The following is a 24,507-nucleotide window of genomic DNA, read 5'->3' as shown; positions in this document are numbered from 1 at the left end:
CCCCTTGGCGGTGGGAATGGCGTCGTCGTCGGTGGGCAGCAGGTCCCGGCAGAGAGGGGAATGACGGCGCGGGGTGGGGGGCAGGTGTCATGAAGTCTCGCCCTCGGTGAACGCTATGTCGTGAGAGTGTGGCGGGGCATACGCTGACAGCATGGCTTACGCAACAATCAACCCTGCAACGGGTGAGACTCTCAAGAAGTTCGACACCGCCACGGATCAGGAGATCAAGGACGCCGTCCAGCGTTCCGCCAAGGAGTACTCCTCCTGGCGCAATGTCCCGGTGGCCGAGCGCGCTCAACTGATGCACAAGATGGCGGAGCTGTACCGCGAGCGTCAGGACGAGCTCGCCGCGATCCTCACGGAGGAGATGGGCAAGCCGGCCGCGCAGGCCGTGGGCGAGGTCCAGATCGTCGCCGCGATCTACGACTACTACGCGGACAACGCGGAGGAGTTCATGAAGGGCCGCAGCCTGACCCCCTCCACCGGGGGAGAGGCCCGTGTGGTCCTGGACTCCACGGGTGTCCTGCTGGGCATCATGCCGTGGAACTTCCCGTACTACCAGGTGGCCCGTTTCGCGGCCCCCAACGTGATGCTGGGCAACACCATCCTGCTCAAGCACGCCGGTAACGTCCCGCAGTCCGCGCTGGTGCAGGAAGAGCTGTTCCACGAGGCGGGCTTCCCCGAGGACGTCTACATCAACGTGTTCGCGTCCAGCGACCAGATCGCGGAGATCATCATCCCGGACCCCGCCGTCCAGGGTGTGTCCCTCACGGGCTCCGAGCGTGCGGGTGCCTCCGTGGCCGCGACCGCCGGCAAGAACCTGAAGAAGGTTGTGCTGGAGTTGGGCGGTTCGGACCCCTTCATCGTGCTCGACGATAAGAACGTGGAACGCACCGTTAAGCAGGCCGTGAATGGGCGCATGAACAACAACGGCCAGGCGTGCACCAACGCCAAGCGGTTCATCGTGCTCGAGGACGCGTACGAGACCTTCGTGGAGAACTTCGCGGAGGCCGTGCAGGGAATCACCCCGAGCGATCCCACGGACGAGAAGACCTTCCTGGGCCCGCTGTGCACCGTGTCCGCGCGTGACGAGATCATGGAGCAGGTCCAGGACGCCGTGGACAAGGGTGCCACGGTGCTGGCCGGCGGCAAGAAGCTGGACAAGCCCGGTGCTTGGATGGAGGCCACGCTGCTCGCGGACGTGACCCCCAAGATGCGCGCCTACGCCGAGGAGATCTTCGGCCCGGTAGCTGTGGTCTACAAGGTCAAGGACGTGGACGAGGCCATCGAGCTGGCCAACTCCTCCTCGTTCGGTCTGGGCGGTTCCGTGTTCGGCGCCGACGAGGCCGAGGCCCTGGAGGTCGCCAAGCGTGTGGACTCCGGCATGGTGTTCGTCAACGAGGTCACCGGCACCGCTCCGGACCTGCCCTTCGGCGGCGTCAAGCGCTCCGGTGTGGGCCGTGAGCTCGGCCCGTTCGGCATCGAGGAGTTCGCCAACAAGAAGCTGCTGCATACCCCCAAGAAGTAATTCCCGCGCGGCCGGGTTCCACGTCCGGGACCCGGCCCTGTACGACGACGTCGCCCCCGCACCGAGAAGGTGCGGGGGCGACGTCGTACCGGGAGAAGGCGGACCCTAGTGCCGCAGGTCGTTGGCCTTGGTCTCGGGCAGGATGGAGGCGACCACGGTGGAGACCACCAGCAGCAGGCACACGTGCAGCGAGAACATGCCCGCCGAGTACTGCGTGCTGATCCAGTTCTGCAGGTACGGGGCGGTGCCACCGAAGATGGCCACGGCCACCGCGTACGGGAAGGCCACGCCCACGGTGCGTACGCTCGTGGCGGGCAGGAACAGGGAGAGGAACATCTAGCCCACCATGGCGTTGAGCGGGAAGAACAGCAGCAGCGGCACCAGATTGCCGATGATCAGCGACGGACGCCGGCCCCAGATGTCGGAGAGCTTGCCCCACAACGGCAGGGAATGATCAGGACCACGTTGGCCAACAGGTTCGCCTGCAGGGCGGTGGCCTGGGGGTTGAAGATCTCACGCGCGCAGTAGCTGGAGAACGTTGCGTAGCTGCTTCAGTCGTACCACTCGAGTGCGTTGCCGATACCGGTGTTCATGAGTGTTTTCCTGGAGGAGACCGCCGGGCCGCCGGGGTTGGTCTCGGTGGCTATCTCAGAGGAAGCAGTGGAAGGAGACATGTCGTGCATCCTGAGAGGTGAGGGCGGGTCAGATCAGCCCTGTCAAGTCGTCACTGTGGGCAACAGCTATGCAGCGTGCTAGCAACTCTGCATGATGTGATACAAATAACCAACTGTGTGACATAAATTTCTACAATTTTGGGTCGCTTTAATCGATCTTATTTCAACTCGGGTGTCCGGACGTCTCGGTTACGACTTGGCACCGGACGGTCCTCGCACTCATCATGGGGCGTTGGGAGCCGCGGTCGGGCCCGGGAGTACGTCCGTCCCACGGGTCGCATGCCGCCACCTCGGGACGGCTGAGCGGCACCGCCCGCGCCGCCACCCCGGCGCCACCCGTGCCACGAGCCCAGGAAACAGAGGACCCATGCTGAGCAACGGCCACATCAAGAGTGAGCTCTCCCCCCAGGATCAGGAACTGATCAGTTTGCTGCAGTGGGCGCCGCGCATCACGTGGGGGGAGGCGGCCGAGATCCTGGGCGCGCACGCCACCACGCTCGCCGGCCGGTGGGAGAAGCTGGAACGTTCGGGCATCGCGTGGATCACGGCGCAGGTCAACCTCTCGGACACCCGCAACCAGCTCAGCTTCATCGAGATCTCGTGTGATCCGGGAGGGTGGGCTCACGTGGTGGACACCTTCACCGCGATGCCCGAGGTGATCTCCGTGGAGGCGTTCGCGCCGTCCCCGGACCTGGGGTTGACCGTGCTCAGTCACGACCTGGAATCGCTGTCCCGTTTCGTGGAGGAACAGATCTCGCAGGTGCCGGGCGTGGCCAAGGTGCAGCTCATGCTCTCGTCACGCCTGCACCGCGCGGGCGACAAGTGGCGACTGGACCGGCTCAGCGACGAGCAGCGCGCCGCGGCCCAGGCGTGGACCTCCGCCGAACAGGCCGCCCTGCCCACCTCAACCACCGCGCTCGGGGAGGACCAGCGCCCGGTGATCGAGGCCCTCATGCGTGACGGCCGCGCGAGCGCCGCGGAGATCGCCCGCAGCACGGGGCTGCACCCGGCTACGGCCCGGCGCTACCTGCAGAAGGTCCTGGCCTCCGGGCTGTTGAGCATCCGCTGCGACCTGGTGCAGGGGCTCTTGTCCTCCCCCGTGACCGCGCAGTGGTTCATGCGTTTGAATGCTTATCGGCACGAGGACGCGGCCGAGGCACTCGCGAAGGACCCACGCACCCGCGTGGTCTCCTCCATCACGGGGCGCTCCAACATGATGGTGGTTATGTGGCTCTCCTCCGTGGGGGAGATCATCGAGGCCGAGCAGGCCATCCAGAGTCTCGTCTCGGACGTGGAGATCCAGGAATCGGTGATCTCCCTGCGCCCGCTCAAGCGCATGGGCTGGGTCCTGGAGAACGAACGTAACGCCACCAGGACCTTCGTGGCCCCGCACCTGCACCTGAGCTGAGCGCGCGTCGGTCTGCGCGGTCGCGGGGTACGACGCCGCAGGGTCGCCCGCCCGGACGACGTCGCCCGGGGACGCACGCGGGCGACGTCGCCCGTGGGACGTGGGTGAGCGTCGTCGTTGTGCCCCGCGCTGTCAGTCCGCGCGCTGGTAGCGGATCTGGGCGCCCACCACGGTGGCCTCGACCACGGTGTCCTTCACGACCTCGGCGTCCTCGGAGAAGATGTCGCGGTCCACGCTCACGAAGTCCGCGAGCATCCCCGGGGCCAGGCAGCCCTTGAGGTTCTCCTCGTAGGACGCGCGGGCCACCGCGTGGGTGTAGTAGTACACGGTCTCGGCGCGCGGGAGCCGCTCGTGGGGCTGCCACCCGCCCTCGGGCGCCCCGTCCCGGGTGCGGGTGATGGCCGCGTGGATGCCCTGGAACGGGTTGGGGTCCTCTACGGGGCCGTCGGAACCGAACACGAGCTCGGCGCCGGCCTCGCGCAGACTGTTCCACCCGTAGGCTACGAGGTCGCGCTCGGCCAGGAAGTCGTTCATGGGGATGTCCGCCGTGCAGTGCATGGGCTGCATGGACGCGGTGACTCCCAGCTCACGGAACCGGGGGACGTCCGAGCGCTTCATGTACTGGGCGTGCTCCACGCGCTGGCGCAGGCCGAAGACCCGGGCGATCGACTGACTCTTGGCGAACGCATCCAGCACCTCCGTGGTGGCCTGGTCACCGATCGCGTGGACGGCCGTGGCGATCCCGGCGGACGCCGCCAGACCGATCCAGTGCTCGAGCTCGTGCGGGGACGTGACCGTCATGCCGTGGTTCTCGGTGCCCGGCCACGCCTCGGACATGTGGCACGTGTGCGAGCCCAGGGCGCCGTCCGCGAAGAGCTTGAGCGGGCCGATCGAGATCCACTCGTCCCCGGAGGCCGTGCGGATCCCGCGCCGGATGAAGTCGTGGACCTGTTCCTGGCGCAGCACCTTGTGGATGCGGATGTCCAGCTCGCCGCGTTCGCGCAGCTTCTGGTACGCGTACAGGCAGTCCGCGCCGTCGATGTCGTGGATGGATGTGATGCCCCGCTTGAGCAGCTCACGCTGACCCAGGGGCAGGTAGTCGTCGATGTTGCCGGAGACGTCCGACTGCATGAGCCCGTCCCGGATGGGGATGGCCGCGGCCTCCCGGATCACGCCGGTGAGCTCACCGTGCTCGTCCCGCACGAACTCGCCGCCGTCAGGGTCCTTGACGTTCCGGTCCAGGCCCAGCTCCTGCAGCGCCTTGGAGTTCAACCACAGGGTGTGCCAGTCCAGGGACCCCAGGGCCACAGGGATGTCCGGGGCCACGGTGTCCAACGCGTGGCGGTCCGGCAGCTCGGGGACGTCCCACGCGTTAACGTTCCACTGCCCGCCGAAGATCCACGTGATGGACTCGTCCGCCATGCCTCGCTCCACGAACGGGCGTAGCACCTCGAGCGCGGACTCCAGGGACGTACAGTGGCGCATGTCCGGCTCGATGAGGGAGCGGGAGTACATGGCCGAGTGGATGTGGCCGTCGCCCATGCCCGGGAGCACGTGGGTGCCGCCGAGATCGGTACGTTCGGTGCCGAGCGGCGCGAGATCCTTGAGCCGCTGGTAGTCGCCCACGGCCACGATGCGGTCGTCGGAGGTCAGGATGGCGTCCGGATGGGGCATGTCGTGGGAGTGCCACTGGGCCTGGGGAGTCCATCCGGTGGCCGGATTCATGGCGTGCACCGTGGCGTTGTGGAAGAGGCGGAACATGGAACGGGCTCCTAACGGCCGGCCCCGGCGCCGACACAGTTGCGTGATGGTGCGCCGACCCCCGCGACGGCGCCCCCACGAAGCGGGGTGCAAGGATCGGGCAACCGCGGTCCTCGATCCATCAGTCTAGGTCGCAGCGGATACGGCCCGGCAGAACGACGGCGCCGGGCCACAGGATTGTTGACACCGGCGCCGTGGCGTTCGGGCGAACCGATCAGGCGTTCATGGCCTTCTTCAGGGTGATGGTGAAGATCTCCGCACCCTTGTCGATGCCCTTCATGCACAGGTCGTAGGAGTCCACGTCCTGCGGCAGGGTGATCCACGAGTAGAAGCCGCCCTCGGGGCGGGTCCAGGTCACACCGTCGGGCATGTGCTCGTCGAACGCGTCCATCAGGGCCTGGGCCCACTTGCCGTACAGCACGCGGTACTCGTCCCGCACGGAACGCCAGTCGTACTTCTCGAGGCACCCGGCGACCACTTCCTGAGCGAAGACCGAGGGATTGAGCGCAGCGGCCTCACTCTGCAGACCCAGGATCGTGGCGAGCGAATCGGGGGCCACGGTCCAGCCCACGCGCAGACCCGGCGTGAACATCTTGGACGCCGAGCCCAGGTAGACCACGTTCTCGTCGTCCGCGCGCACGGCACGGGCAGTCTGACCCTCGAAGCCCAGCAGGCCGTAGGGGTTGTCCTCCGCGATCAGCACGTGGTGCGCGGCGCAGACCTCACAGATCCGGTCGCGGCGCTGTTGCGGCATCATGGTCCCGCCCGCGTTCTGGAAACTCGGGATGGTGTACAGGAACTTGATGCGCCGGCCCTGGGACTCGAGCTCCTCGATGGTCTCCTCGAGTTCGTCCGGGGTCAGCCCTCGTGGTCGATCGCCACGTGGACGACCTCCGCCTGGGCGCCCGCGAACACGGCCACGGCGCCCGAGTAGGAAGGCGCTTCCGCGAGGATGACGTCCCCCGGATCGATCATCACTCGGGCGAGGGTGTCCAGACCGTTCTGGGAACCGGTGGTCACGAGCGCGTTCTCACGCGTGAACGCCACGCTGTACGCGTGCGCCCGCTCGCTGCGCAACCTCGCGGCCCACGGTCAGGCGCGCGGCGTGTCCTTCACGCTGCCCGACGCTCCCGTGACCAACTACGTGTGCCTCGCGTTCCTGATCCTGCTGAGCCTGTACATCATGTTCGACATGACCAACCCGCACTGGTACTACAGCCTCATCGCGGGCATCGTGATCCTCGTGGGCATCGACATCGGCTACGAGATCTCCGCGCGTCACGTGGCCAAGCACGGCCTGTCCGAGCTGGGGCGCTCGCACCCGTCCGAGCACGACAAGACCGGCACCGACGTGCGCTGAGCGACGTCGCCCGCGGCACCCCGCGCCGTCGGCGCCGAACACCGCGCCCTGCCGCTATGGTGGGGGTCCGAGTGAACTGAGCAGTCGAACGACGAGGGACGCCATGGACAACGTGAACAACTTGCCGTCCGCCACAGTGGACGAGATCCCGGCGGGCGCACCCATCCTGGACGTGCGCGAACAGGACGAGTGGGATGCCGGGCACATCGACGGTGCCCAGCACCTGCCGCTGTCGCAGCTCGCGGAGCGCACGGACGAGGTCCCGCTGGACCAGGACGTCTACGTGATCTGCCGTTCCGGCGGCCGCTCGCTGCGCGCCACCGCGTACCTCGCGCAGTACGGGTACGACCCCGTCAACGTGGTGGGTGGCATGGGCGCGTGGGCGGACGCGGAGAAGCCCATCGTGTCCGAGACCGGGGAAACGGCGCGCGTTCTGTGAACGCAGCACTGTCCGGCGTGGCCTCGGGTCCTGTGGACCCGGGGCCATACGCTCGTGAGTACGCCTTCCTGGGCCCCGAGGGCACGTTCACCGAGGCGGCACTGAGGCAGGTCCCGGGGGTCGACGACGCCGCGTGCACCCCCATGAGCTCCGTCCCGGCCGCGCTCGCGGCCGTTCGAGAGGAACGTGTGGACGCCGCCGTGGTGCCCATCGAGAACTCGGTGGAGGGCGGCGTGACCGCCACGCTCGACGACGTCTCCTTCGGTGCCGAACTGCGGATCCTGCGCGAGATCCTGGTGCCCATCCAGTTCGTCCTCGTGGCCCCGCCGGGCGTGAGCCTGTCCGACGTCCACGCCGTGGCGACCCACAGTCACGCCTGGGCGCAGATCCGCGGCTGGGTCGAGCAGAACCTCCCAGGCGTGAGCTACGTCCCCGCGTCCTCCACGGCGGCCTCGGCCATGGACATGTTGGACGGCACGGGCGGGGTGAGCACCGAGGGCCTGGGCTACGACGCCGGCGTGTGTTCCCCCGTGGTCGTGCAGCGCCACCCCGAGCTGAACGTGCTGGCCGAGGACATCGGGGACAACGAGCACGCGGTCACGCGTTTCGTGCTCGTGGCCCGCCCAGATGCACCCATGCCCGAGCCCACCGGGGCGGACAAGACGTCCCTGGTGATCCCGCTGTGGGAGGACCGTCCCGGGGCGCTGCTGGAGATCCTCGAGCAGTTCGCCACGCGCGGGGTCAACCTGACCCGCATCGAGTCCCGCCCCACGGGCACCCACCTGGGCGACTACTTCTTCTCGGTGGACATCGACGGCCACATCCGGGAGGACCGGGTCTCCGAAGCCCTCATGGGTGTGCGCCGGATCTGCCCCCGCACCCGGTTCCTCGGGTCCTACCCCCGCGCCGACGGGCGCGCGGTCCACGTGGCCAAGCACTACAGCGACGCCGCCTTCATCCAGGCCCGTTCGTGGGTCAACAACCTGAAAGGACATTGACGTCCATGGAGATCGAGGGCTGGAGTCAGACACTGACAGCGGGGCCGTTGCTGCTGATCGCGGCGGCGGCCATCGCGGTGTTGTTGGTGCTGATCATCACATTCCGCGTGCACGCCTTCCTCGCGCTGATCATCATCTCGGCGCTCACGGCGTTCGCCACGGGCATCCCCACCTCCCAGGTGGTGCCCGTCCTGCTCTACGGCTTCGGTAACACGCTCGCCAGCGTGGCGCTGCTCGTGGGGCTGGGAGCCATGCTGGGCCGCTTGCTCGAGACCTCGGGCGGCGCCCAGGTGCTCGCGGACCGGCTCATCCGCGCGTTCGGGGAGAAGCGCGCGCCGCTGGCCCTGGGTGTGGCCTCCCTACTGTTCGGCTTCCCCATCTTCTTCGACGCCGGTCTGGTGGTCATGCTGCCCGTGGTCTTCTCGGTCGCACGCCGACTGGGCGGCAGCGTGCTCACGTACGCGCTGCCCGCCGTGGGCGCGTTCTCCGTGATGCACGTGTTCCTGCCGCCCCACCCGGGTCCGGTCACCGCCGCCACGTTCTTCGAGGCGAACGTGGGCTACATCATCCTGGTGGGCCTGATCTGCGCGATCCCCACGTGGTACGTCTCCTCCTACCTGTTCGGCAAGTTCTCGGGGCGCCGGATCAAGCTCCCGGTCCCCGCGATCCTGGGCCAGGCCGAGGACGTCCGCAACCCTCCTGCGGTGGGCACCGTGGTGGCCATGCTGCTGCTGCCCATGCTGCTGATCTTCCTCAACACCGGCCTGGGCACGCTCGCCAAGTCCGGAGCGGTCTCCGAGGAGACCTCGTCCCAGGCGTGGTTCGAGCTGCTGCGCGCGATCGGTGAGACGCCCATCGCCCTGACGCTCACGCTCATCATCGCCGCACTGACCATCGGCAAGGCCCGCGGGGTGAGCGGTTCCGCGATCGAGAAGACGTTCGAGTCCGCCCTGGGCCCCGTGTGTTCGGTCATCCTGATCACCGGCGCCGGCGGCATGTTCGGCGGTGTGCTGCGCACCTCCGGGATCGGCAACGCCCTCGAGGACGTGCTCGCGGACCTGGGCATCCCCCTGATCATCGCGGGCTTCCTGATCGCCGCGGTCATGCGCGTGGCGCAGGGTTCCGCCACGGTCGCGCTGACCACGGCCGCGGGTCTGATCGCCCCGGCGGTGCTGGCCGCCGACTACAACGTGGTGCAGCTCGCGGCCATGGTCGTGGCCGTGGCCGCCGGTTCCGTGGTGCTCTCCCACGTCAACGACTCCGGGTTCTGGCTCGTGGGCCGGTTCCTGGAGATGGACGTGCGCACCACGTTCAAGACCTGGACGGTGCTCGAGACCATCATCGGTGTGCTGGGCTTCGCGATCGCCGCGGCGATCTTCGGACTCGCAGGCGCGGTCTGAGCCGGCGCGGTGCGTGGCGCCTGTGCGGGGCGTGGCGCCCGTGCGGCACATGATGCCCGTGCGGCGTCGTCGGCCCTGAGGCCCGCATGAACGAACGGCCCGGTCCCTCCGAGAGGAGGGACCGGGCCGTTCGCGTGCGGATCAGTCGGCCTGGGTCGGTGGCACGCGGACCTGCAGGGACTTGTGGTGCATGGTGGTCTCGAACGCCTTGATCCGCCCCAGAGGATCGCCGTCCACCTGGTACTCGATGGGTTCGTGGAACTCCACCCGGACCTTCTTGCCGCTGCGGTAGTCGATCACGGGCAGCTCGTGGCGGTGGCGGAACGCGACCTTGGCAACCATGCCCAGCCAGCCCACGAGCGAGCGCGGGGTCATCACCACGAGGTCCAGCACGCCGTCGTCGATCTTGGCCTCCGGCACCAGGATCAACCCGGCGGTGAGTTCGCCGCAGTTGCACACCATCACGGAGCGTACGAGCTTGGACTCCCAGGGGCCGTCGTCGATGCTGTAGCGCGCCCAGCGGGGCCGGTTGAACAGGTGCCGGAAGCCGGCTTCGCCGTAGGCGGCCCACCCCACGAGGTCCTTGAGGTCGTCCTTGGTGTCGGCCATGATCTGGGCGTCGAAACCCGCGCCGCCCATGACCAGGAAGCGGTGGTCCTCGGTGCGGTCGTCGTCCGTCTCGAGGTGCACGGCCACGGTGTCGATGGCCTTCTGGGACCCGAACAGCGCCACGTCCACGGAGTGGTGCGGGTCCGCGAGGTCCGCCTTGAGGTTGCGCGCCAGCAGGTTGCCGGTGCCCAGCGGCACGAGCCCCAGCGGGATGTCCCCGCTGGCCAGCGACTCGCCCACGGCACGGATGGTGCCGTCACCGCCCGCGGCGAGCACGACGTCCGCGCCCTCCTCGACGGCGCCGCGGGCCATGGAGAACCCGGGATCGTCCACTTCTGTCTCGTAGAAGACGGGATCCGCCCAACCACCCTTGCGGCACGCGATGATCACCGCGTCCCGTGCTGCGTCTGCCTGGGCCTTGATGGGGTTGATCACCACGGCCACTCGCTGGGGTTCCACTGTGTGCTGCGGCACGGGAGTCCCCTTCCTGGATCGTTCGAAAGGCGGCTGTCGGACGCGGCCAGTCTACTGGCGCGCGGGCCGGGCGCCGCCTCCACGTCGGATCGCGCACCCGCGCGTTTCGTTGGATACCCTGGACGGGTGATCGACATCAACGACCTGCGCGCCGACCCTGAGACCTACCGTGCTTCCCAGACCGCCCGGGGGGCGGACGCGGGACTGGTGGACCGCATCCTGGAGGCGGACTCCCGGCGGCGCGGGGCGATCACCGACTTCGAGTCCCTGCGCGCGGAGCAGAACGCGTTCGGCAAGAAGGTGGCCAAGGCCCAGGGTGAGGAGAAGCAGCAGTTGCTCGCCCAGGTCAAGCAGCTCGCCGCGGACGTCAAGGCCGCCCAGGCGGAGGCAGACGCCGCCCAGCTCACCCAGCAGGAGCTCGTGGCCCAGTTCCCCAACCTGATCGTGGAGGGCATCCCATCCGGCGGCGAGGACGACTTCGTCCTGTTGCGCACCGAGGGCACCCCGCGCGACTTCGAGGCCGAGGGCTTCGAACCCCGGGACCACCTGGAGCTGGGGGAGTTGCTGGACGGGATCGACATGGAACGCGGGGCCAAGGTCTCCGGCTCGCGCTTCTACTTTCTCAAACGGGACGTCGCCCGCCTCGAGACGGCCCTGTTGCTCGCGGCCCAGGACCTCGCCCTGGACAACGGGTTCATCCCCATGTCCACGCCCAACCTGGTGCGCCCGGCCATCATGAACGGCACGGGATTCGACGTGGAGCACGACGACGAGATCTACCGCGTGGGCAAGGACGACCTCTACCTCGTGGGCACGTCCGAGGTCGCGCTCGCGGGCTACCACGCGGACGAGATCCTGGACCTCAGCGACGGGCCGCTGCGCTACGCCGGCTGGTCCTCGTGCTACCGCCGCGAGGCCGGTTCCGCGGGCAAGGACACCCGCGGGATCATCCGCGTGCACCAGTTCAACAAACTCGAGATGTTCGTCTACTGCCACCCCGAGGACGCCGCCGCCGAGCATGAGCGGTTGCTCGCGTGGGAGGAGCAGATGTTGCGGGCGTGTGGGCTGAGCTACCGCGTGATCGACACCGCGGCCGGGGACCTCGGGACCTCCGCGGCCCGCAAGTTCGACTGCGAGGCGTGGATCCCCACCCAGGGCAAGTACCGTGAGCTGACCTCCACATCCAACTGCACCACGTACCAGGCGCGCCGGCTCAATATCCGGGAACGCCTGCCTGAGACCACGGACGCCCAGGGCAGGACCAAGAAGGGTGGGACCCGCGCGGTGGCCACGCTCAACGGGACGCTCGCCACGACCCGCTGGCTCGTGGCGATCCTCGAGACTCATCAGCAACAGGACGGCTCCGTGGTCGTCCCCGAGATCTTGCGCCCGTACCTGCGCGGCCAGGAGGTCCTGCGCCCGGTCGGGTGACGCACATCCCCCGGGAACTTCACGCTCCCGTCACCGGGCGGTCCATCGCAAGACATGCATCGATGGTGATGTGACACCATGACTGTCATGACTGATATCCAGGCCGGCATCGATGACCGGCACACCGAGGAGAAGGCGCAGAGTGCTGCAGCGGCGTTCGCGCCCATGAAAATACAGACCCCCCGTTCGAGTTCCTGGACCAGGGAAGAGGGCGTCCGGTACCTCGTGGCGCTGGACGTGGACGGGACCCTCGTGGACCACGACGGCCACATGTCCCGCGGCGTGAAGGACACCCTGCGCGCCGTCGTGGGCGCCGGCCACCACGTGGTGATCGCCACGGGCCGCTCCAAAGGCGCCGCGCTGCCCGTGATCCGCCAGGGCCACATCCACTCCGGGTTCGCGGTCTGCTCCAACGGGGGCGTGACCCTGCGATTGGACCCGCAGCTGGAGCAGCGCTACGAGATCACCGACCGCGTGAGCTTCGACCCCTCCAACGCGCTGCGGGCGCTGTCCAGCAAGCTGCCCACCGCCAAGTTCGCCCTCGAGGGCGTGGATGGGCAGTTCTACTCGACCGAACGCTTCCAGGACTCGTCCTTCGGGATCGAGGCCGTGGGCGTGGACCTTCAGGAGCTCTCCGAGATGCCCGCGGTGCGGCTCGTGGTCTACAGCGCCACGGACGCCCCCGGGGACTTCGCCCAGGCCATCGAGCAGTCCGGTCTGCACGGCGTCGCCTACTCCGTGGGCTGGTCCTCGTGGCTCGACGTCGCCGCGAACGGCGTCTCCAAGGCCAGCGCTTTGGAGCAGATCCGCAAGCAGCTGGACGTGGACCCCGCGCACACCGTGGCCATGGGGGACGGGCGTAACGACATCGAGATGCTGCAATGGGCCGCGCGCGGTGTGGCCATGGGTCAGGCCCCGGACGAGGTCGAGCAGGTCGCCCGCGAGGTCACCGGCAGCGTGTACGACGACGGCGCCGCGGCCATCCTGCGCACGCTGCTCTGAGCGGGACGTCCGGTTCGGGAAATGCGCGGCGTCGTGGCCGGGTTGCCCGGTGCGGAACTGCGATACTGGAACCGTGTTCGTCCTGACCCTGACCCAGCGTGTGGCGGACGCGTCCCGCCCCGACCCCGCCATGGACCACGAACTGTGTCGGCGCCTGCGTGACGTGCCCGCGCGCGCCCCGTTCCAGCCCATGGCGCCGGGTGAGGTGCGCGGTCTGACCGAGGACGCCCACGCCGCGGTCGCGGCGGCCATGATCGCCGTGCGCGAGGACCGCTATGCGGTGGGCATCGGCGTGGGGGACGTGTTCCTCACGCGCGTGGACCACGAGGACGGCCGCGTGGCCGTGACCGCCGAGGGGCCGGGCATGAACCACGGTCACCTCGCTGCGCAACCGGGCCGTGACGCCGAGCGGGCGGCCGTGCGGGTCAGCGCGGTGGACGCGACGGCCGCGGAGCAGGCCCAGGCGGTGCTCAAGCTCGTGGGCCGGATCGTGAGCGAGCGCAGCGAGGCCGAGTGGCGCGTGGTGGACCTGCTGGTCCCCGGAGCCAGAGGTCAGCAGAAGACCGTGGCCCAGCAGCTCGGGATCACACCCCAAGCGGTGTCCAAGGCCGTGGTGCGCTCCCTGTGGAACGAGGAGTGGCAGGCCCGTCCGGCGGCCGCGACGCTGTTGCGCCTGTGCGAGTGAGCCCTGGGCCAATGGGTACCCGCGCTATGGGCGTCCGAGGCGGTGCCCGGTCGGGGAACGGCGGCCGGGTCAGCGGTCGAACACGTCAATGCCCGCTCGCGTGAGCGGGTGGCTGCGGCGTCACCACCACGTGTCCACGGCATAACCCGCGCTCGCGAGGTCCGCTTCCAGGATGGGCAGGCACGGGGACGGCAGCCGCAGTGACCCGGCGATGTCCCGGGCGTCGAAGTACCCGGTGAGCCACGTGAAGGCGGGGTGGTCGGTGGCGAGCGCTTCGCAGCGCGCCATGATGTCCGCGACGTCCGCCTCGGGGGCGAAGACCCAGAAGGACTCGAGGTCCGTGAGCTGGAACAGCCCCACGCCGGTGCCTCCGGGCTCCGGGCGGGCGGGATCACCAGGCCGGTCAGAGGGGTCGCGGGGGACCGCGGGCTCCCCGGAACCCCACGCCCGCGCGGGACTGCGTACCCACCCGCCCGACGCCGCGGGGCCGAGTGCCGGAGCCAGGGGATCGAGTTCCCATCGCGGGGCGCGCACGAGCCAGTCCGGTGCGCTGGGCGGGAACAACGGTCCCCCCGGGGGATCGGGCCAGCGGTCCTGCCACGTGGCCCAGCTGCCCTTGTCCACCCGGTCCCAGAAGGCGTCCGCCCCGAGGTCCACGGAGACTTCCGTGACCGTGCTACGCACGTCCGTCCAGTGTTCGGGTGCCGGGTCACCCGGATCCTGCTGGGATTCCGAGGTGTAGGGGCGCGGGACGATGTCCGGGTGCAGGGACGGCTCGGGCGCCGGATCGGTTCCGGCCGCCGACAGCAGCGTGCGCACCTGACCCATGAGGTGCTCGGGGCCCAGGACCTGCGTGGACTCGGTGCCGTGGAAGACGTAGACGTGCCCGTGTTCACGTGCGTGCGGATCGAACACGGGTACCACCTTTCCGAAGCGCAGGGGACCGCCGGGTTCTCGCGGCCGCGTCCCGCAGGATCATCCCACCACGGCCCGCCGACAGGCATAAGCGCCCGCGGTTCCGAGGGGCGCGGGATGCGGAGTCACCGGGCGTGGGGGGCACCGGGCGTGACCGTCACCGAGCCGGTGTGCACGGGTGAGGTCCCCGTGCTCGGTGCGCACACCGACCACGGGGACCCCGGGTGGAGGGGGACGGACTCAGTCGTCCTGCTCGGCCTCCGCGGCGCTGTCGTAGTGGGACTGCTCGAAGCGCTGCTGGGCCTCCACGATGAGCCGCTCCGCGGCCTCCTTGCCGTCCCAGCCCTCGCCCTTGACCCACTTGTTGGGTTCCAGGTCCTTGTAGCGCTCGAAGAAGTGCTGGATCTCCTTCTGCTTGAACTCGTTGACGTCCTCGAGACCCTGGATCTCGTCGTAGCGCTTGTCCGTGGACACGCACAGGATCTTGGCGTCCCCGCCGGCCTCGTCCGTCATGTTGAACACGGCGATGGGCCGGGCCTCCACGATCACACCGGGGACCACGTCCACGTCCAGGATGACCATGGCGTCCAGCGGGTCGCCGTCCTCGCCCAGGGTGTTCTCGAAGTAGCCGTAGTGCGTGGGGTACTGCATGGAGGTGAAGAGTACGCGGTCCAGGCGGAGTCGACCGGTCTCGTGGTCGATCTCGTACTTCACGCGGGAATACCGCGGGATCTCGATGGTGACGTCAAGCTCCATGGTGAAACTCCTCGGGTCGTAGTGCTGTGTGCCGGGCGGTTCGCGCACCCGGGTACCGCGCGGGACAGCGCCGAGCCGCCGCGCGTTCGATCGGATGCTCCCACGATACCGGCCGTGGCCGCGCCGTAGGGCAGCGCCCGCCCGCAGCGGTCCGGTGTTCGGCGTACGACGGCGCTCGGTGCGTTGTCCGTGTCGGGCGGGTACGGGAGAATGAGGGCCATGCCCGCACCCCCACCGAGTACCTCCGCGCGTCGCCGCTCCTGGCCCCTCGCGTGTGCACTGCTCGCGCTCGCGGTGCTCGTCGCGGCAACATTCGCCGTGCCCGCGGTCGTCGCGGAGCTACGGCCGGCATGGCAGCACGCGCAGGACGCGGACGACGCCGCGGCGTCGCCCGATCCCGCTGCGGCCGGTCTGGCGGCAGCGTCCGGGACGGTGGATGCCGAGGGCGTGGCGGAGGCCCTGGACGCGGGTCTGACCGGGGCCCCGGGAACCGTGGCAGCCGCCGTGGCGGTGGCGGGGGAGGACTCCGTGGTCGCGGGGCGGTCGCCGGAGCGGCCCATGGTGCCGGCGTCGAACCAGAAGGTGCTGACCGCCCTGGCGCTGGCCGCGACCGTGGACCCGTACGAACGACTGGAGACCACCGTGGTCCGGGGGGATCAGCCGCGGAAACTCGTCCTGGTGGCCGGTGGTGACACCCTGCTCGCTCCGGGCGAGGGGCGGGCGGATGCGGTCAACGGTCATGCGGGACTGGGGACGCTCGCGGAACGCACCGCGCAGGCACTGCGACAGGACGATCCCGACGCCGCGGCCTCCGGGCAGTGGACCGTGGAACTGGACACGGACCTGTTCGCCGGACCGGAGCTGAACCCCGCGTGGGAGGGGGAGGACATCGCCGCCGGGGAGATCACCCGTGTGGCGCCCGTGGCCCTGTATTCCCACCGGGTGCCCACCGCGGACGGCGCGGACCCGGGCTCCCGCGGCGAACGGCCCCAGGACCCCGCGGCCGCGGTCACGCGAGAATTCGCGCGCCAGCTCGAACAGCGCCTGGGCGCAGGGGCGAGCGTCACAGTGGGAGGCGCCGCGAGTGCCCCGGAGGACGCCGTGGGGCTCGCGCGCGTGGCATCCGCGCCCGTGTCCGAACAGAGTGCCTATATGCTCGCGCACTCGGACAATTCCCTCGCCGAGAGCCTCGCGCGGGTCGCCGCGGTGGCCTCCGGACGTGAGGGCAGCGTGACGGGTGTGCAGGAGCTGATCCCGGCCGCCCTGGCCGAGCACGGGATCGACACCGAGGGCCTGCGGGCCGCGGACGCGAGCGGGATGGCGCAGCAGGACAGGGTCAGCGCCACCACACTCGCCCGCGTGGTGGACACCCTGGTCACGGATCCCCGCTACGGTCCGTACGGCCGGGGGCTGCCACTGGCGGGAGCCCAGGGAACGCTCTCGGAGCGCTTCGACGACCCGGCGGAGGCCGCGGCGCGCGGTGTCACCCGGGCCAAGACCGGGACCCTGCTGGACGTCGTGGCGCTGTCCGGGTACGTGCAACGCGCCGACGGCAGCGTGCTCGTGTACTCCCTGGTGCTCAACGGGGTCAGCGGGGACACCACCCGGGCCAAGGACACCGTGGATCGCACGGTGGCCGCGCTCGCGAGATCTGCGTGAGCCGACCACTCGCGGAACGCGCCGTGCCCCGGGAGTTTCCAGCCTCCGCCCATTCGCGTGACCGCCCGGGTGTGATTGAGTGAGCGCATGAGCCAAGAACTGACACGTCGTTCGCTCGTGGACTGGGACGCAGCCGCCCAGATCGCTGCCAAACTGACCCCGCCGGGCCCCACGCCCGGGCCGCGTGAGATGTCCCGCGCCGTGGAGTCCCTGCGCTACTTCGCACATGAATCGGTGCACCACGTCCACGCGATCACGCGTCTGGACGCCGCGGAGAACCTGCGGGACTCCACCGTGCTCGTGGTGGATCGCGCGGGCTGGGCCAAGGCCAACACGCAGACGTTCTCCGTGCTCGTCCAGCCCGTCTTCGACCGGTTGCACGCCAAGGACCCCGGCACGTTCGACGCCGCCCTGCGGGGCGTGGCGCCCACGGCCATCGCCGCGGAGATGGGGGCCCTGGTGGGTTTCCTGTCCGCCAAGGTCCTGGGGCAGTACGACCCCTACGCCGGGCTCGTCTCCGAACAGGCGGCCCGTTCCCATCCCGGGGGTCGGCTCATGTTCGTGGCACCCAACGTGTTGTGGACCGAGCACGAACTCAACGTGGCCCCCGAGGACTTCCGATTGTGGGTGTGCCTGCACGAACAGACCCACCGTGTGCAGTTCGCGGCGGCCCCGTGGCTGCGCGATCACATGCTCGAGCAGATCTCCCGCCTGGGTTCGCTGGACGCGTCCGCGTGGGATCGCCTGCGCGCCGCCGCGGCGTCGATCACGGGCCGCTCCGCCGGCCGCCCGGACGCGGGTCTGGGTCCCATGACCCATCTGCTCACGGACGCCGAACGTGACACGGTCTCCCACGTGACGGCGGTGATGTCCCTGCTCGAGGGTCACGCCAACGCCGTCATGGACGCCGTGGACTCGTCCATCGTGCCCTCCGTGAAGACCATCCGCCGCCGCTTCGACGACCGCTCCGCGACCCACGGCGCCCTGGACCGGTTCATTCGTTCCCTGCTGGGCATGGACGCCAAGATGCGCCAGTACAGCAACGGCCAGAAGTTCGTGGAGTACATCGTGGAGCGTGTGGGCATGGAGCGCTTCAACACGGTGTGGACCTCACCCGAGACCCTGCCCACCGAGGTGGAGATCCACGACCCGCAGGCCTGGATGGATCGCGTCCTGGGCTGAGCCCGGGACGTGCTCTCGGGTTTTCCCCCGGTTGTCTGTGCCAAGATGACCGTGTGAGCTCTGAAAACATCAATCAACAGATCCGGCTGTACGGTCAGCCGCTATCAGAGCGTTTTGGCGCCGTGGTGGGGGTCTACGGTATTACGCAGCGCAGGCTGGCCCAGGTCCTGGGCCTGTCCGCGCCCATGCTCTCCCAACTCATCAGCGGCAGACGCATCAAGATCGGTAACCCTGCGGTCTACGAACGCTTGGTCATGCTCGAGGACAGCGCAGGGTCCTCGGACCAGGAGGCCGTCCTGAACAGGGTGGAGGCATCCCAACCGGTGCTGTCCACGTCACAGATCCGCACGCGGATCACCACGGACACGGATGCCGTGTCCGCGCTCGCCTCGGTGGTTCCGGTGGGGGAACTGGAACGCGCCCTGGTCATGCTCGGTGACACCACCCCCGTGCTGAGCAAGGTCCTGGGGATGGCCGAGGAAACGGCGCAGCGCGCCAGGTCCGCCCAGGACTGACGGGGTGCAGCACGGACGGACCGGTCGCCTCCATCCCGTGGTCGCCCGCGCCCGGCGTGCGGTGGCCCGCGCCGTCGACCACCTACCCCGTGAGACGTCGGCCGGGGGAGCGGACGCACGTGATCCGATGCGTCCGGACCCCTCGACGACCCCGCGGGAAACAACTACCGAGCACGCGCGGGCGGGCACTGATCCCCGCCCGCCCCTCGTGCTCGTGGCATGCAGCGGTGGCGCCGATTCCCTCGCGCTCGCCGCAGCGACTGCGCACCTCGCGCGGCGCGGCCGCGTGCGGGTGGGCGCCGTCGTGGTGGACCATGGACTCCAAGAGGGCTCGGCCGAGGTGGCCCGTGACGCGGCGCGCACCGTGCGGGAGCTCGGCCTCGAGCCCGTCGCGGTCGAGCGGGTCACGGTGGTGCGCGAGCACCACGGCCCCGAGATGGCCGCGCGCCTCGCCCGCTACGGCGCCCTCAGCGATGTCGCGCGCCGAACCGGCGCTGCCGCCGTCCTGCTCGGACACACACGGGACGACCAGGCGGAGACCGTGTTGCTGGGCCTCGCCCGGGGCTCGGGAACGCGTTCGCTGTCCGGGATGCCCGAGCGGCATCATGTCGACGACGTGCTGTACCTGCGTCCGTTCCTCAACGTCACGCGCGCCGAGACCGAGACGGTGTGCGCGGCCGAGGGGCTGTCGCCATGGCACGATCCCACCAACGCAGACACTGCACTGACCCGCGCACGCGTGCGCCACGAGGTCCTGCCCTATCTCGAGTCCCAGCTGGGGCCGGGGGTGGGCAGGGCACTGGCCCGCACGGCGTCGGTACTCGGCGCCGATGCCGACTACCTGGACGAACAGGCGTCCCTGGCGTTCGACGCCGCCCTGGTGCCCGCGGCGTCGTCCGGCTCGTCGGTCGTGCTGGACGGTGCCGTCCTCCAGGGGACCCCGGCGGCACTGCGCCGACGCATGCTCGCGAAGGCATGTGTCCTCGCGGGCGGGGAGACGCCCACGTTCGAACGGTTGAGCGCGCTCGAGCAGTTCGCGCTCGGGTACGGGGCGGCCGGGCCGGTGCAGATGGCGGGTAAGGTGGCAGCGTGGCGGCACCGCTCGGACGCGACCCATGCGCGAGGGTGCCTCGAGCTGCGCGGTGAGCGCGGACCTCGCCCGCTGGAGACAAGTCCACCCACGAACGACCCCGGGAGTGCACAGTGAAGGCCGAACACGTCCACGACGACCTGAGCAACGTCCTGTTCACCAAGGAACAGATCGCGCAGAAGGTCCGTGAACTCGCCCAGCAGATCGACCGCGACTACCACGGGCGGGACGTGCTGCTCGTGGGGGTGCTCAAGGGTGCGGTGATGGTCATGGCGGACCTCATGCGCGAGCTCGAGGGGCAGTACCCCATGGACTGGATGGCGGTGTCCTCCTACGGTTCGGGCACCAAATCCTCGGGCGTGGTGCGCATCCTCAAGGACCTGGACACGGACCTGCACGGCAAGGACGTGCTGATCGTGGAGGACGTCATCGACTCGGGCCTCACGCTGTCCTGGCTGCGCACCAACCTGGAGTCGCGCGGACCCGCCTCGGTGGAGATCTGCACGCTGCTGCGCAAGCCCGACGCCGCCAAGACGGACATCGACGTGCGCTATGTAGGCTGGGACATCCCCAACGAGTTCGTGGTGGGGTACGGGTTGGACTTCGCGGAGCAGTACCGCAACCTGGACTGCATCGCCACGCTCGCACCGCACGTTTACGAGTGAGTCGCGCACGGACCCTCACGCCCAGCCAATGTCGGGCAGAGGCGTGTACCGTGGCCCAATCGTGTGCGCTGTGAAAGAACGGACCGCACGCACGGCGTCGCAGCGCCATTCGAAGCGATAGATTGTGCCATACACGTCACGGCCACCGTTCCCCACCCCTCCGCCCCATGGAGACAGGTGCACGAGCGGGCCGTGACGAAACGTGTCACGTCCATGGGAGGATCAACGGCTTGGCCACGGCAAAAAAACCCACGAGTTTCTTCAAGGGTCCACTCTTCTGGATCCTGCTGGCCATTGTGGTCCTGGTTCCCGTGGGCGCCAGCGTGTTCAGCCCCACCTCGTCCCGCGTGGACACCAACGTGGGTCTGGAACTGCTCAGGGACCACAAGGTCGACGAAGCCAAGATCTACGACGGCGAGCAGAAGGTGGAGCTCAGCCTCAGGGACGATCTGAACCGGGACGGCCAGAACCTCGGTAAGGACGTGGAGTTCTTCTACGTCCAGCCCCGCGCGGAAGACGTCGTGCGGACCATGAACGACGCCCAGTTGAGCGGCTTCACGGACCAACCCGTGGAGAACAACTGGTTCCTGTCGCTCGTACGCTTCCTGCTCCCGTTCCTGATCATCCTGGGTATCTTCTGGTTCATCTTCGCCCGCATGCAGACCGGCGGGCAGGCCATGAAGTTCGGCCGGTCCAAGGCCAAGATGTTCAACAAGGAGAACTCCGAGGTCACGTTCGCGAATGTGGCCGGCGCGGATGAGGCCGTCCAGGAGCTCGACGAGATCAAGCAGTTCCTGGTGGAGCACGACCGCTTCACCGCTGTGGGTGCCAAGGTTCCCAAGGGTGTGCTGCTCTACGGCCCTCCGGGTACCGGCAAGACCCTGCTGGCCAAGGCCGTGGCGGGTGAGGCCGGTGTTCCGTTCTACTCGATCTCCGGTTCCGACTTCGTGGAGATGTTCGTGGGCGTGGGTGCGTCCCGCGTGCGCGACCTGTTCCAGCAGGCCAAGGAGAACGCCCCGGCCATCGTGTTCGTGGACGAGATCGACGCCGTGGGCCGCCAGCGCGGTGCCGGTATGGGCGGCGGCAACGACGAACGCGAGCAGACCCTGAACCAGTTGCTCGTGGAGATGGACGGCTTCGACGCCAACACGAACGTGATCCTGATCGCCGCGACCAACCGCCCGGACGTCCTGGACCCCGCGCTGTTGCGCCCGGGCCGTTTCGACCGCCAGATCGGCGTGGATGCCCCCGACATGAAGGGCCGCGAGCAGATCCTGCGCGTGCACTCCCAGAACAAGCCGCTCGCGAACAACGTGGACCTGGCCTCCGTGGCCAAGCGCACGCCAGGGTTCACGGGTGCGGAACTCGCGAACGTGATGAACGAGGCCGCGCTGTTGACCGCCCGCTCCCACGCGCAGCTGATCGACGACCGCGCGGTGGACGAGGCGATCGACCGCGTGATCGCCGGCCCGCAGAAGCGTTCCCGCGTGATGAAGGAACTCGAGCGCAAGGTCACCGCGTACCACGAGGGCGGCCACGCGCTCGTCGCCGCCGCACTGCGTAACACGGACCCCGTCACCAAGATCACGATCTTGCCGCGCGGCCGCGCGCTGGGCTACACCATGGTGATGCCCTCGGACGACAAGTACTCCACGACCCGCAACGAGCTGTTGGACCAGATGGCCTACGCCATGGGCGGTCGCGCGGCGGAGGAGATCGTGTTCCACGACCCCTCCACGGGTGCGTCCAACGACATCCAGAAGGCCACGGACACCGCGCGCAAGATGGTCACCCAGTACGGGATGAGCTCGCGGATCGGCTCGGTCAAGATCGGCGGGGACAACTCGGACCCGTTCGTGGGCCGCGAGATGGGCTCGGGCTCCAAGGAGTACTCGGACCACACGCTGGCCGTCGTGGACGACGAGGTGCGGGCACTGCTCGACCAGGCCCATACCGAGGCACACCAGATCCTGCTCGAGAACCGTCCCGTCCTGGACCGCCTGGCCCTGGAGCTGCTCGAAAAGGAAACCCTCAACGAGGCCCAGATCCAGGAGATCTTCCGGGACGTCACCAAGCGGGACCTGCGCCCGGTGTGGCTTTCCGGGGAGGAGCGCGAGGTATCCGACATCCCGCCGGTGGTCACGTCCGCCGAACGGGAGGAGGCCCGCCGCAAGAACCTCCAGGACCCCAGCACCATGGCACCGCAGGACCAGGCCGTGGCCGCCAAGCCGGAACACCCGCTCGAGGTGCCCGAGCACCAGGACCCACAGCCGGGGGCCGACGCCTCCGGCGCGGGCCCGGACGGGCCGTCCGGACAGGAACCGGGCGGTGTGCGGCGGGAGAACCCCTGATGCACGGCACCCACGAGGACGATCCGCACGAGCCGGTGTCGGGGTCCTACGCGGACTACGCCGAGGCCCCCCAGCTCGATCCGACGATCGACCAACCTCGGATCGCGGCCGCGGTGCGCGAGATCCTGTTGGCCGTGGGGGAGGACCCGGACCGCGATGGTCTGCGGGACACCCCGGCCCGGGTGGCACGCGCGTACGCCGAGGTCTTCGCGGGTCTGCACCAGGACCCCGCGGACCTGCTGGCCACGTCCTTCGACATCGGCCACTCCGAGATGGTGCTCGTGCGGGACATCCCGTTCTACTCCACGTGCGAGCACCACCTGGTGCCGTTCCACGGGCTCGCTCACGTGGGGTACATCCCGGGTCCGGAAGGCAAGGTCACGGGCCTGTCCAAGCTCGCGCGGCTCGTGGACCTCTACGCCAAACGTCCCCAGGTCCAGGAGCGGCTCACCACGCAGGTTGTTGAGGCCCTGAGCGAGCACCTGCACCCGGCCGGGGCGATCGTGGTGATCGAGTGCGAGCACCTGTGCATGTCCATGCGGGGGGTTCGCAAACCCGGTGCCAAGACCGTGACGTCGGCCGTGCGCGGTCAACTGCGTAACCCGGCAACCCGCGCCGAGGCCATGAACCTGATCCAGGCGGGGCGCGCGCAATGAGCGCGCCGCACGACGCCGCGAGCTCGCCCGACGGCGTTCGGGCCCACCATGCCGGGCCCGCTCGGCACGCGCTTGGCTGGGGTTCGTTCGACGCGCTGCCCACCGGACGCACACTCGTGATGGGCATCCTCAACGTGACCCCAGATTCGTTCAGTGACGGCGGTCGCCACGACACCGAGGCCGCGGCGGTGGCGCACGGGCTGCTGCTCGCCGAACAGGGCGCGGACATCGTGGACGTGGGCGGGGAGTCCACCCGGCCCGACTCCGAACGGGTGGATCCGCGGGAGGAACAGCGGCGCGTGCTGGCCGTGATCCGCGAACTGAGCGACCGCGGCGTCGTCGTGAGCGTGGACACCCTGCACCCGGACACGGCCGAGGCCGCCCTGGACGCCGGGGCGCACATCATCAACGACGTCTCCGGGACGAACCTGGACCCCCGCATGATCGAGCTGGCCGGGGACCGGGGCATGCCGTACGTGCTCATGCATTCGCGCGGGACCCCCCAGACCATGACGTCCCTCGCGGACTACGACGACACCGTGACCGAGGTGCTCGCCGAGCTCGAGCAGCTGCGGGAGCGCTGCCTCGCCGCGGGGATCCGCCCGGAGCACCTGATGGTGGACCCGGGGCTCGGCTTCGCCAAGGCGGGCGAGCAGAACTGGGAACTGCTGCGCGCCCTGCCCCGGCTGACCGGTCTCGGCAAGGTCCTGATCGCCGCGTCCCGTAAACGCTTCGTGGGCGCCCTGCTGGCCACGCAGGACGGACCGCGTCCCGTGGATGAGCGGGACACGGCCACGGCAGCCATCAGCGCACTGTCCGCGTTCGGGGGAGCCTGGGCCGTGCGCGTTCACGACGTCCCGACCACGGTGGACGCGGTGGCCGCGGCTCACGCGTGGCGCGGCGTCGCCCCGCCCGTACTGCACCCCCGGGATATGGGAAACTGAGCCCG

General features: G+C 69.2%; 25 protein-coding genes. 17 read left to right on the top strand and 8 right to left on the bottom strand.

Annotation, left to right across the window (positions count from 1 at the left end; translation table 11 throughout):
• Positions 1–151: 151 nt before the first annotated feature.
• Positions 152–1,528: an NAD-dependent succinate-semialdehyde dehydrogenase gene (locus HBK84_RS10415; protein ID WP_167318838.1), complete on the top strand. Its 1,377-nt coding sequence runs from the start codon at positions 152–154 to the stop codon at positions 1,526–1,528.
• 105 nt (positions 1,529–1,633) lie between these two features.
• Here HBK84_RS10415 and HBK84_RS10410 read toward each other — a convergent pair whose 3' ends face one another.
• Complete coding sequence (locus HBK84_RS10410) at positions 1,634–1,864, bottom strand: MFS transporter (protein WP_167318837.1); 231 nt, start codon at positions 1,862–1,864, stop codon at positions 1,634–1,636.
• A 215-nt stretch (positions 1,865–2,079) separates the two neighbouring features.
• A complete protein-coding gene (locus tag HBK84_RS13045) occupies positions 2,080–2,202 on the bottom strand; it encodes a hypothetical protein (protein WP_255458053.1) in 123 nt (40 codons plus the stop codon).
• Positions 2,203–2,569: 367 nt separating this feature from the next.
• Between HBK84_RS13045 and HBK84_RS10405 the strand changes: the two genes are divergently transcribed.
• Positions 2,570–3,610: an Lrp/AsnC family transcriptional regulator gene (locus tag HBK84_RS10405; protein ID WP_167318836.1), complete on the top strand. Its 1,041-nt coding sequence runs from the start codon at positions 2,570–2,572 to the stop codon at positions 3,608–3,610.
• Between the two features lie 132 nt (positions 3,611–3,742).
• Here HBK84_RS10405 and HBK84_RS10400 read toward each other — a convergent pair whose 3' ends face one another.
• The 3 genes from HBK84_RS10400 to HBK84_RS13040 form a co-directional block, all read right to left on the bottom strand.
• Positions 3,743–5,371 (bottom strand): amidohydrolase, encoded by a 1,629-nt coding sequence (locus HBK84_RS10400; RefSeq protein ID WP_167318835.1) that lies wholly within the window; start codon positions 5,369–5,371, stop codon positions 3,743–3,745.
• A 214-nt stretch (positions 5,372–5,585) separates the two neighbouring features.
• Positions 5,586–6,176, bottom strand: a complete 591-nt coding sequence (locus tag HBK84_RS10395) for an aminotransferase class I/II-fold pyridoxal phosphate-dependent enzyme (RefSeq protein ID WP_253270425.1) — start codon at positions 6,174–6,176, stop codon at positions 5,586–5,588.
• 53 nt (positions 6,177–6,229) lie between these two features.
• Entirely contained in the window at positions 6,230–6,418 is a 189-nt protein-coding gene (locus tag HBK84_RS13040; protein ID WP_167318834.1) for an aminotransferase class I/II-fold pyridoxal phosphate-dependent enzyme, read from the bottom strand.
• Here HBK84_RS13040 and HBK84_RS10385 point away from each other — a divergent pair.
• The 4 genes from HBK84_RS10385 (at position 6,408) to HBK84_RS10370 (ending at position 9,568) form a co-directional block, all read left to right on the top strand.
• Positions 6,408–6,731 (top strand): hypothetical protein, encoded by a 324-nt coding sequence (locus tag HBK84_RS10385; protein WP_240918966.1) that lies wholly within the window; start codon positions 6,408–6,410, stop codon positions 6,729–6,731. The genes HBK84_RS13040 and HBK84_RS10385 overlap by 11 nt on opposite strands.
• 103 nt (positions 6,732–6,834) lie before the next feature.
• Entirely contained in the window at positions 6,835–7,170 is a 336-nt protein-coding gene (locus tag HBK84_RS10380; RefSeq protein WP_064847362.1) for a rhodanese-like domain-containing protein, read from the top strand.
• Positions 7,167–8,168 (top strand): prephenate dehydratase, encoded by a 1,002-nt coding sequence (gene pheA, locus HBK84_RS10375; protein WP_085108060.1) that lies wholly within the window; start codon positions 7,167–7,169, stop codon positions 8,166–8,168. Before HBK84_RS10380 ends, pheA begins: the two co-directional genes overlap by 4 nt.
• Before the next feature lie 5 nt (positions 8,169–8,173).
• Positions 8,174–9,568, top strand: coding sequence for a GntP family permease (locus HBK84_RS10370; RefSeq protein WP_085108063.1), 1,395 nt, complete (start codon positions 8,174–8,176; stop codon positions 9,566–9,568).
• 141 nt (positions 9,569–9,709) lie between these two features.
• Here HBK84_RS10370 and HBK84_RS10365 read toward each other — a convergent pair whose 3' ends face one another.
• On the bottom strand, positions 9,710–10,651 hold the full coding sequence (locus HBK84_RS10365; RefSeq protein WP_167318833.1) for a diacylglycerol kinase family protein: 942 nt from the start codon (positions 10,649–10,651) through the stop codon (positions 9,710–9,712).
• Between the two features lie 126 nt (positions 10,652–10,777).
• Here HBK84_RS10365 and serS point away from each other — a divergent pair, with 126 nt between their 5' ends.
• The 3 genes from serS to HBK84_RS10350 all read left to right on the top strand — a co-directional run bounded on the left by serS (position 10,778) and on the right by HBK84_RS10350 (position 13,769).
• Positions 10,778–12,082 carry a serine--tRNA ligase gene (serS, locus tag HBK84_RS10360; RefSeq protein ID WP_064847366.1) on the top strand — a complete coding sequence of 435 codons (1,305 nt, stop codon included), beginning with the start codon at positions 10,778–10,780 and terminating at the stop codon, positions 12,080–12,082.
• Between the two features lie 87 nt (positions 12,083–12,169).
• The gene (locus HBK84_RS10355) at positions 12,170–13,084 is read left to right on the top strand and encodes an HAD family hydrolase (RefSeq protein ID WP_167318832.1); all 915 of its coding nucleotides are present in this window, start codon (positions 12,170–12,172) and stop codon (positions 13,082–13,084) included.
• Between the two features lie 73 nt (positions 13,085–13,157).
• The gene (locus HBK84_RS10350) at positions 13,158–13,769 is read left to right on the top strand and encodes a hypothetical protein (protein ID WP_167318831.1); all 612 of its coding nucleotides are present in this window, start codon (positions 13,158–13,160) and stop codon (positions 13,767–13,769) included.
• 120 nt (positions 13,770–13,889) lie between these two features.
• On the opposite strand, the gene HBK84_RS10345 is transcribed toward HBK84_RS10350, so the two are convergent.
• Complete coding sequence (locus tag HBK84_RS10345; protein ID WP_240918964.1) at positions 13,890–14,684, bottom strand: hypothetical protein; 795 nt, start codon at positions 14,682–14,684, stop codon at positions 13,890–13,892.
• A 240-nt stretch (positions 14,685–14,924) separates the two neighbouring features.
• Positions 14,925–15,440, bottom strand: a complete 516-nt coding sequence (locus HBK84_RS10340) for an inorganic diphosphatase (protein WP_035959224.1) — start codon at positions 15,438–15,440, stop codon at positions 14,925–14,927.
• A gap of 219 nt (positions 15,441–15,659) precedes the next feature.
• Between HBK84_RS10340 and dacB the strand changes: the two genes are divergently transcribed.
• From dacB to folP, 8 genes are all read left to right on the top strand, one after another.
• Positions 15,660–17,099, top strand: a complete 1,440-nt coding sequence (dacB, locus tag HBK84_RS10335) for a D-alanyl-D-alanine carboxypeptidase/D-alanyl-D-alanine-endopeptidase (RefSeq protein ID WP_167318829.1) — start codon at positions 15,660–15,662, stop codon at positions 17,097–17,099.
• Between the two features lie 87 nt (positions 17,100–17,186).
• Positions 17,187–18,281: a zinc-dependent metalloprotease gene (locus HBK84_RS10330; RefSeq protein ID WP_167318828.1), complete on the top strand. Its 1,095-nt coding sequence runs from the start codon at positions 17,187–17,189 to the stop codon at positions 18,279–18,281.
• 53 nt (positions 18,282–18,334) lie between these two features.
• Positions 18,335–18,796: a hypothetical protein gene (locus HBK84_RS10325; protein ID WP_064847371.1), complete on the top strand. Its 462-nt coding sequence runs from the start codon at positions 18,335–18,337 to the stop codon at positions 18,794–18,796.
• A gap of 4 nt (positions 18,797–18,800) precedes the next feature.
• Positions 18,801–20,003: a tRNA lysidine(34) synthetase TilS gene (gene tilS / locus HBK84_RS10320; RefSeq protein ID WP_260849388.1), complete on the top strand. Its 1,203-nt coding sequence runs from the start codon at positions 18,801–18,803 to the stop codon at positions 20,001–20,003.
• Positions 20,000–20,551: a hypoxanthine phosphoribosyltransferase gene (gene hpt, locus HBK84_RS10315; protein WP_085108084.1), complete on the top strand. Its 552-nt coding sequence runs from the start codon at positions 20,000–20,002 to the stop codon at positions 20,549–20,551. The genes tilS and hpt overlap by 4 nt, the downstream gene beginning before the upstream one ends.
• Before the next feature lie 230 nt (positions 20,552–20,781).
• Positions 20,782–22,902 (top strand): ATP-dependent zinc metalloprotease FtsH, encoded by a 2,121-nt coding sequence (ftsH, locus tag HBK84_RS10310; RefSeq protein WP_064847374.1) that lies wholly within the window; start codon positions 20,782–20,784, stop codon positions 22,900–22,902.
• Positions 22,902–23,558: a GTP cyclohydrolase I FolE gene (gene folE / locus HBK84_RS10305; RefSeq protein ID WP_167318827.1), complete on the top strand. Its 657-nt coding sequence runs from the start codon at positions 22,902–22,904 to the stop codon at positions 23,556–23,558. Before ftsH ends, folE begins: the two co-directional genes overlap by 1 nt.
• Entirely contained in the window at positions 23,555–24,502 is a 948-nt protein-coding gene (gene folP, locus HBK84_RS10300) for a dihydropteroate synthase (protein WP_167318826.1), read from the top strand. Before folE ends, folP begins: the two co-directional genes overlap by 4 nt.
• Positions 24,503–24,507 lie beyond the last annotated feature (5 nt).

Source organism: Kocuria sp. KD4, assembly GCF_011769905.1.
Lineage (GTDB): Bacteria > Actinomycetota > Actinomycetes > Actinomycetales > Micrococcaceae > Kocuria > Kocuria marina.
Note: the sequence above shows the minus strand (reverse complement) of the source record. Positions and strands in the feature narration are given on the sequence as shown.

What these genes read in the sequence shown, in the direction of transcription:
- dacB (WP_167318829.1), top strand. Translation starts at nt 15,660, where the DNA reads ATGCCCGCACCCCCACCGAGTACCTCCGCGCGTCGCCGCTCCTGGCCC.
- HBK84_RS13045 (WP_255458053.1), bottom strand. Translation starts at nt 2,202, where the DNA reads ATGTCTCCTTCCACTGCTTCCTCTGAGATAGCCACCGAGACCAACCCC.
- HBK84_RS10410 (WP_167318837.1), bottom strand. Translation starts at nt 1,864, where the DNA reads ATGTTCCTCTCCCTGTTCCTGCCCGCCACGAGCGTACGCACCGTGGGC.
- folP (WP_167318826.1), top strand. Translation starts at nt 23,555, where the DNA reads ATGAGCGCGCCGCACGACGCCGCGAGCTCGCCCGACGGCGTTCGGGCC.
- HBK84_RS10380 (WP_064847362.1), top strand. Translation starts at nt 6,835, where the DNA reads ATGGACAACGTGAACAACTTGCCGTCCGCCACAGTGGACGAGATCCCG.
- HBK84_RS10330 (WP_167318828.1), top strand. Translation starts at nt 17,187, where the DNA reads ATGAGCCAAGAACTGACACGTCGTTCGCTCGTGGACTGGGACGCAGCC.
- HBK84_RS10370 (WP_085108063.1), top strand. Translation starts at nt 8,174, where the DNA reads ATGGAGATCGAGGGCTGGAGTCAGACACTGACAGCGGGGCCGTTGCTG.
- folE (WP_167318827.1), top strand. Translation starts at nt 22,902, where the DNA reads ATGCACGGCACCCACGAGGACGATCCGCACGAGCCGGTGTCGGGGTCC.
- HBK84_RS10340 (WP_035959224.1), bottom strand. Translation starts at nt 15,440, where the DNA reads ATGGAGCTTGACGTCACCATCGAGATCCCGCGGTATTCCCGCGTGAAG.
- HBK84_RS10400 (WP_167318835.1), bottom strand. Translation starts at nt 5,371, where the DNA reads ATGTTCCGCCTCTTCCACAACGCCACGGTGCACGCCATGAATCCGGCC.
- HBK84_RS10415 (WP_167318838.1), top strand. Translation starts at nt 152, where the DNA reads ATGGCTTACGCAACAATCAACCCTGCAACGGGTGAGACTCTCAAGAAG.
- HBK84_RS10405 (WP_167318836.1), top strand. Translation starts at nt 2,570, where the DNA reads ATGCTGAGCAACGGCCACATCAAGAGTGAGCTCTCCCCCCAGGATCAG.
- HBK84_RS10355 (WP_167318832.1), top strand. Translation starts at nt 12,170, where the DNA reads ATGACTGATATCCAGGCCGGCATCGATGACCGGCACACCGAGGAGAAG.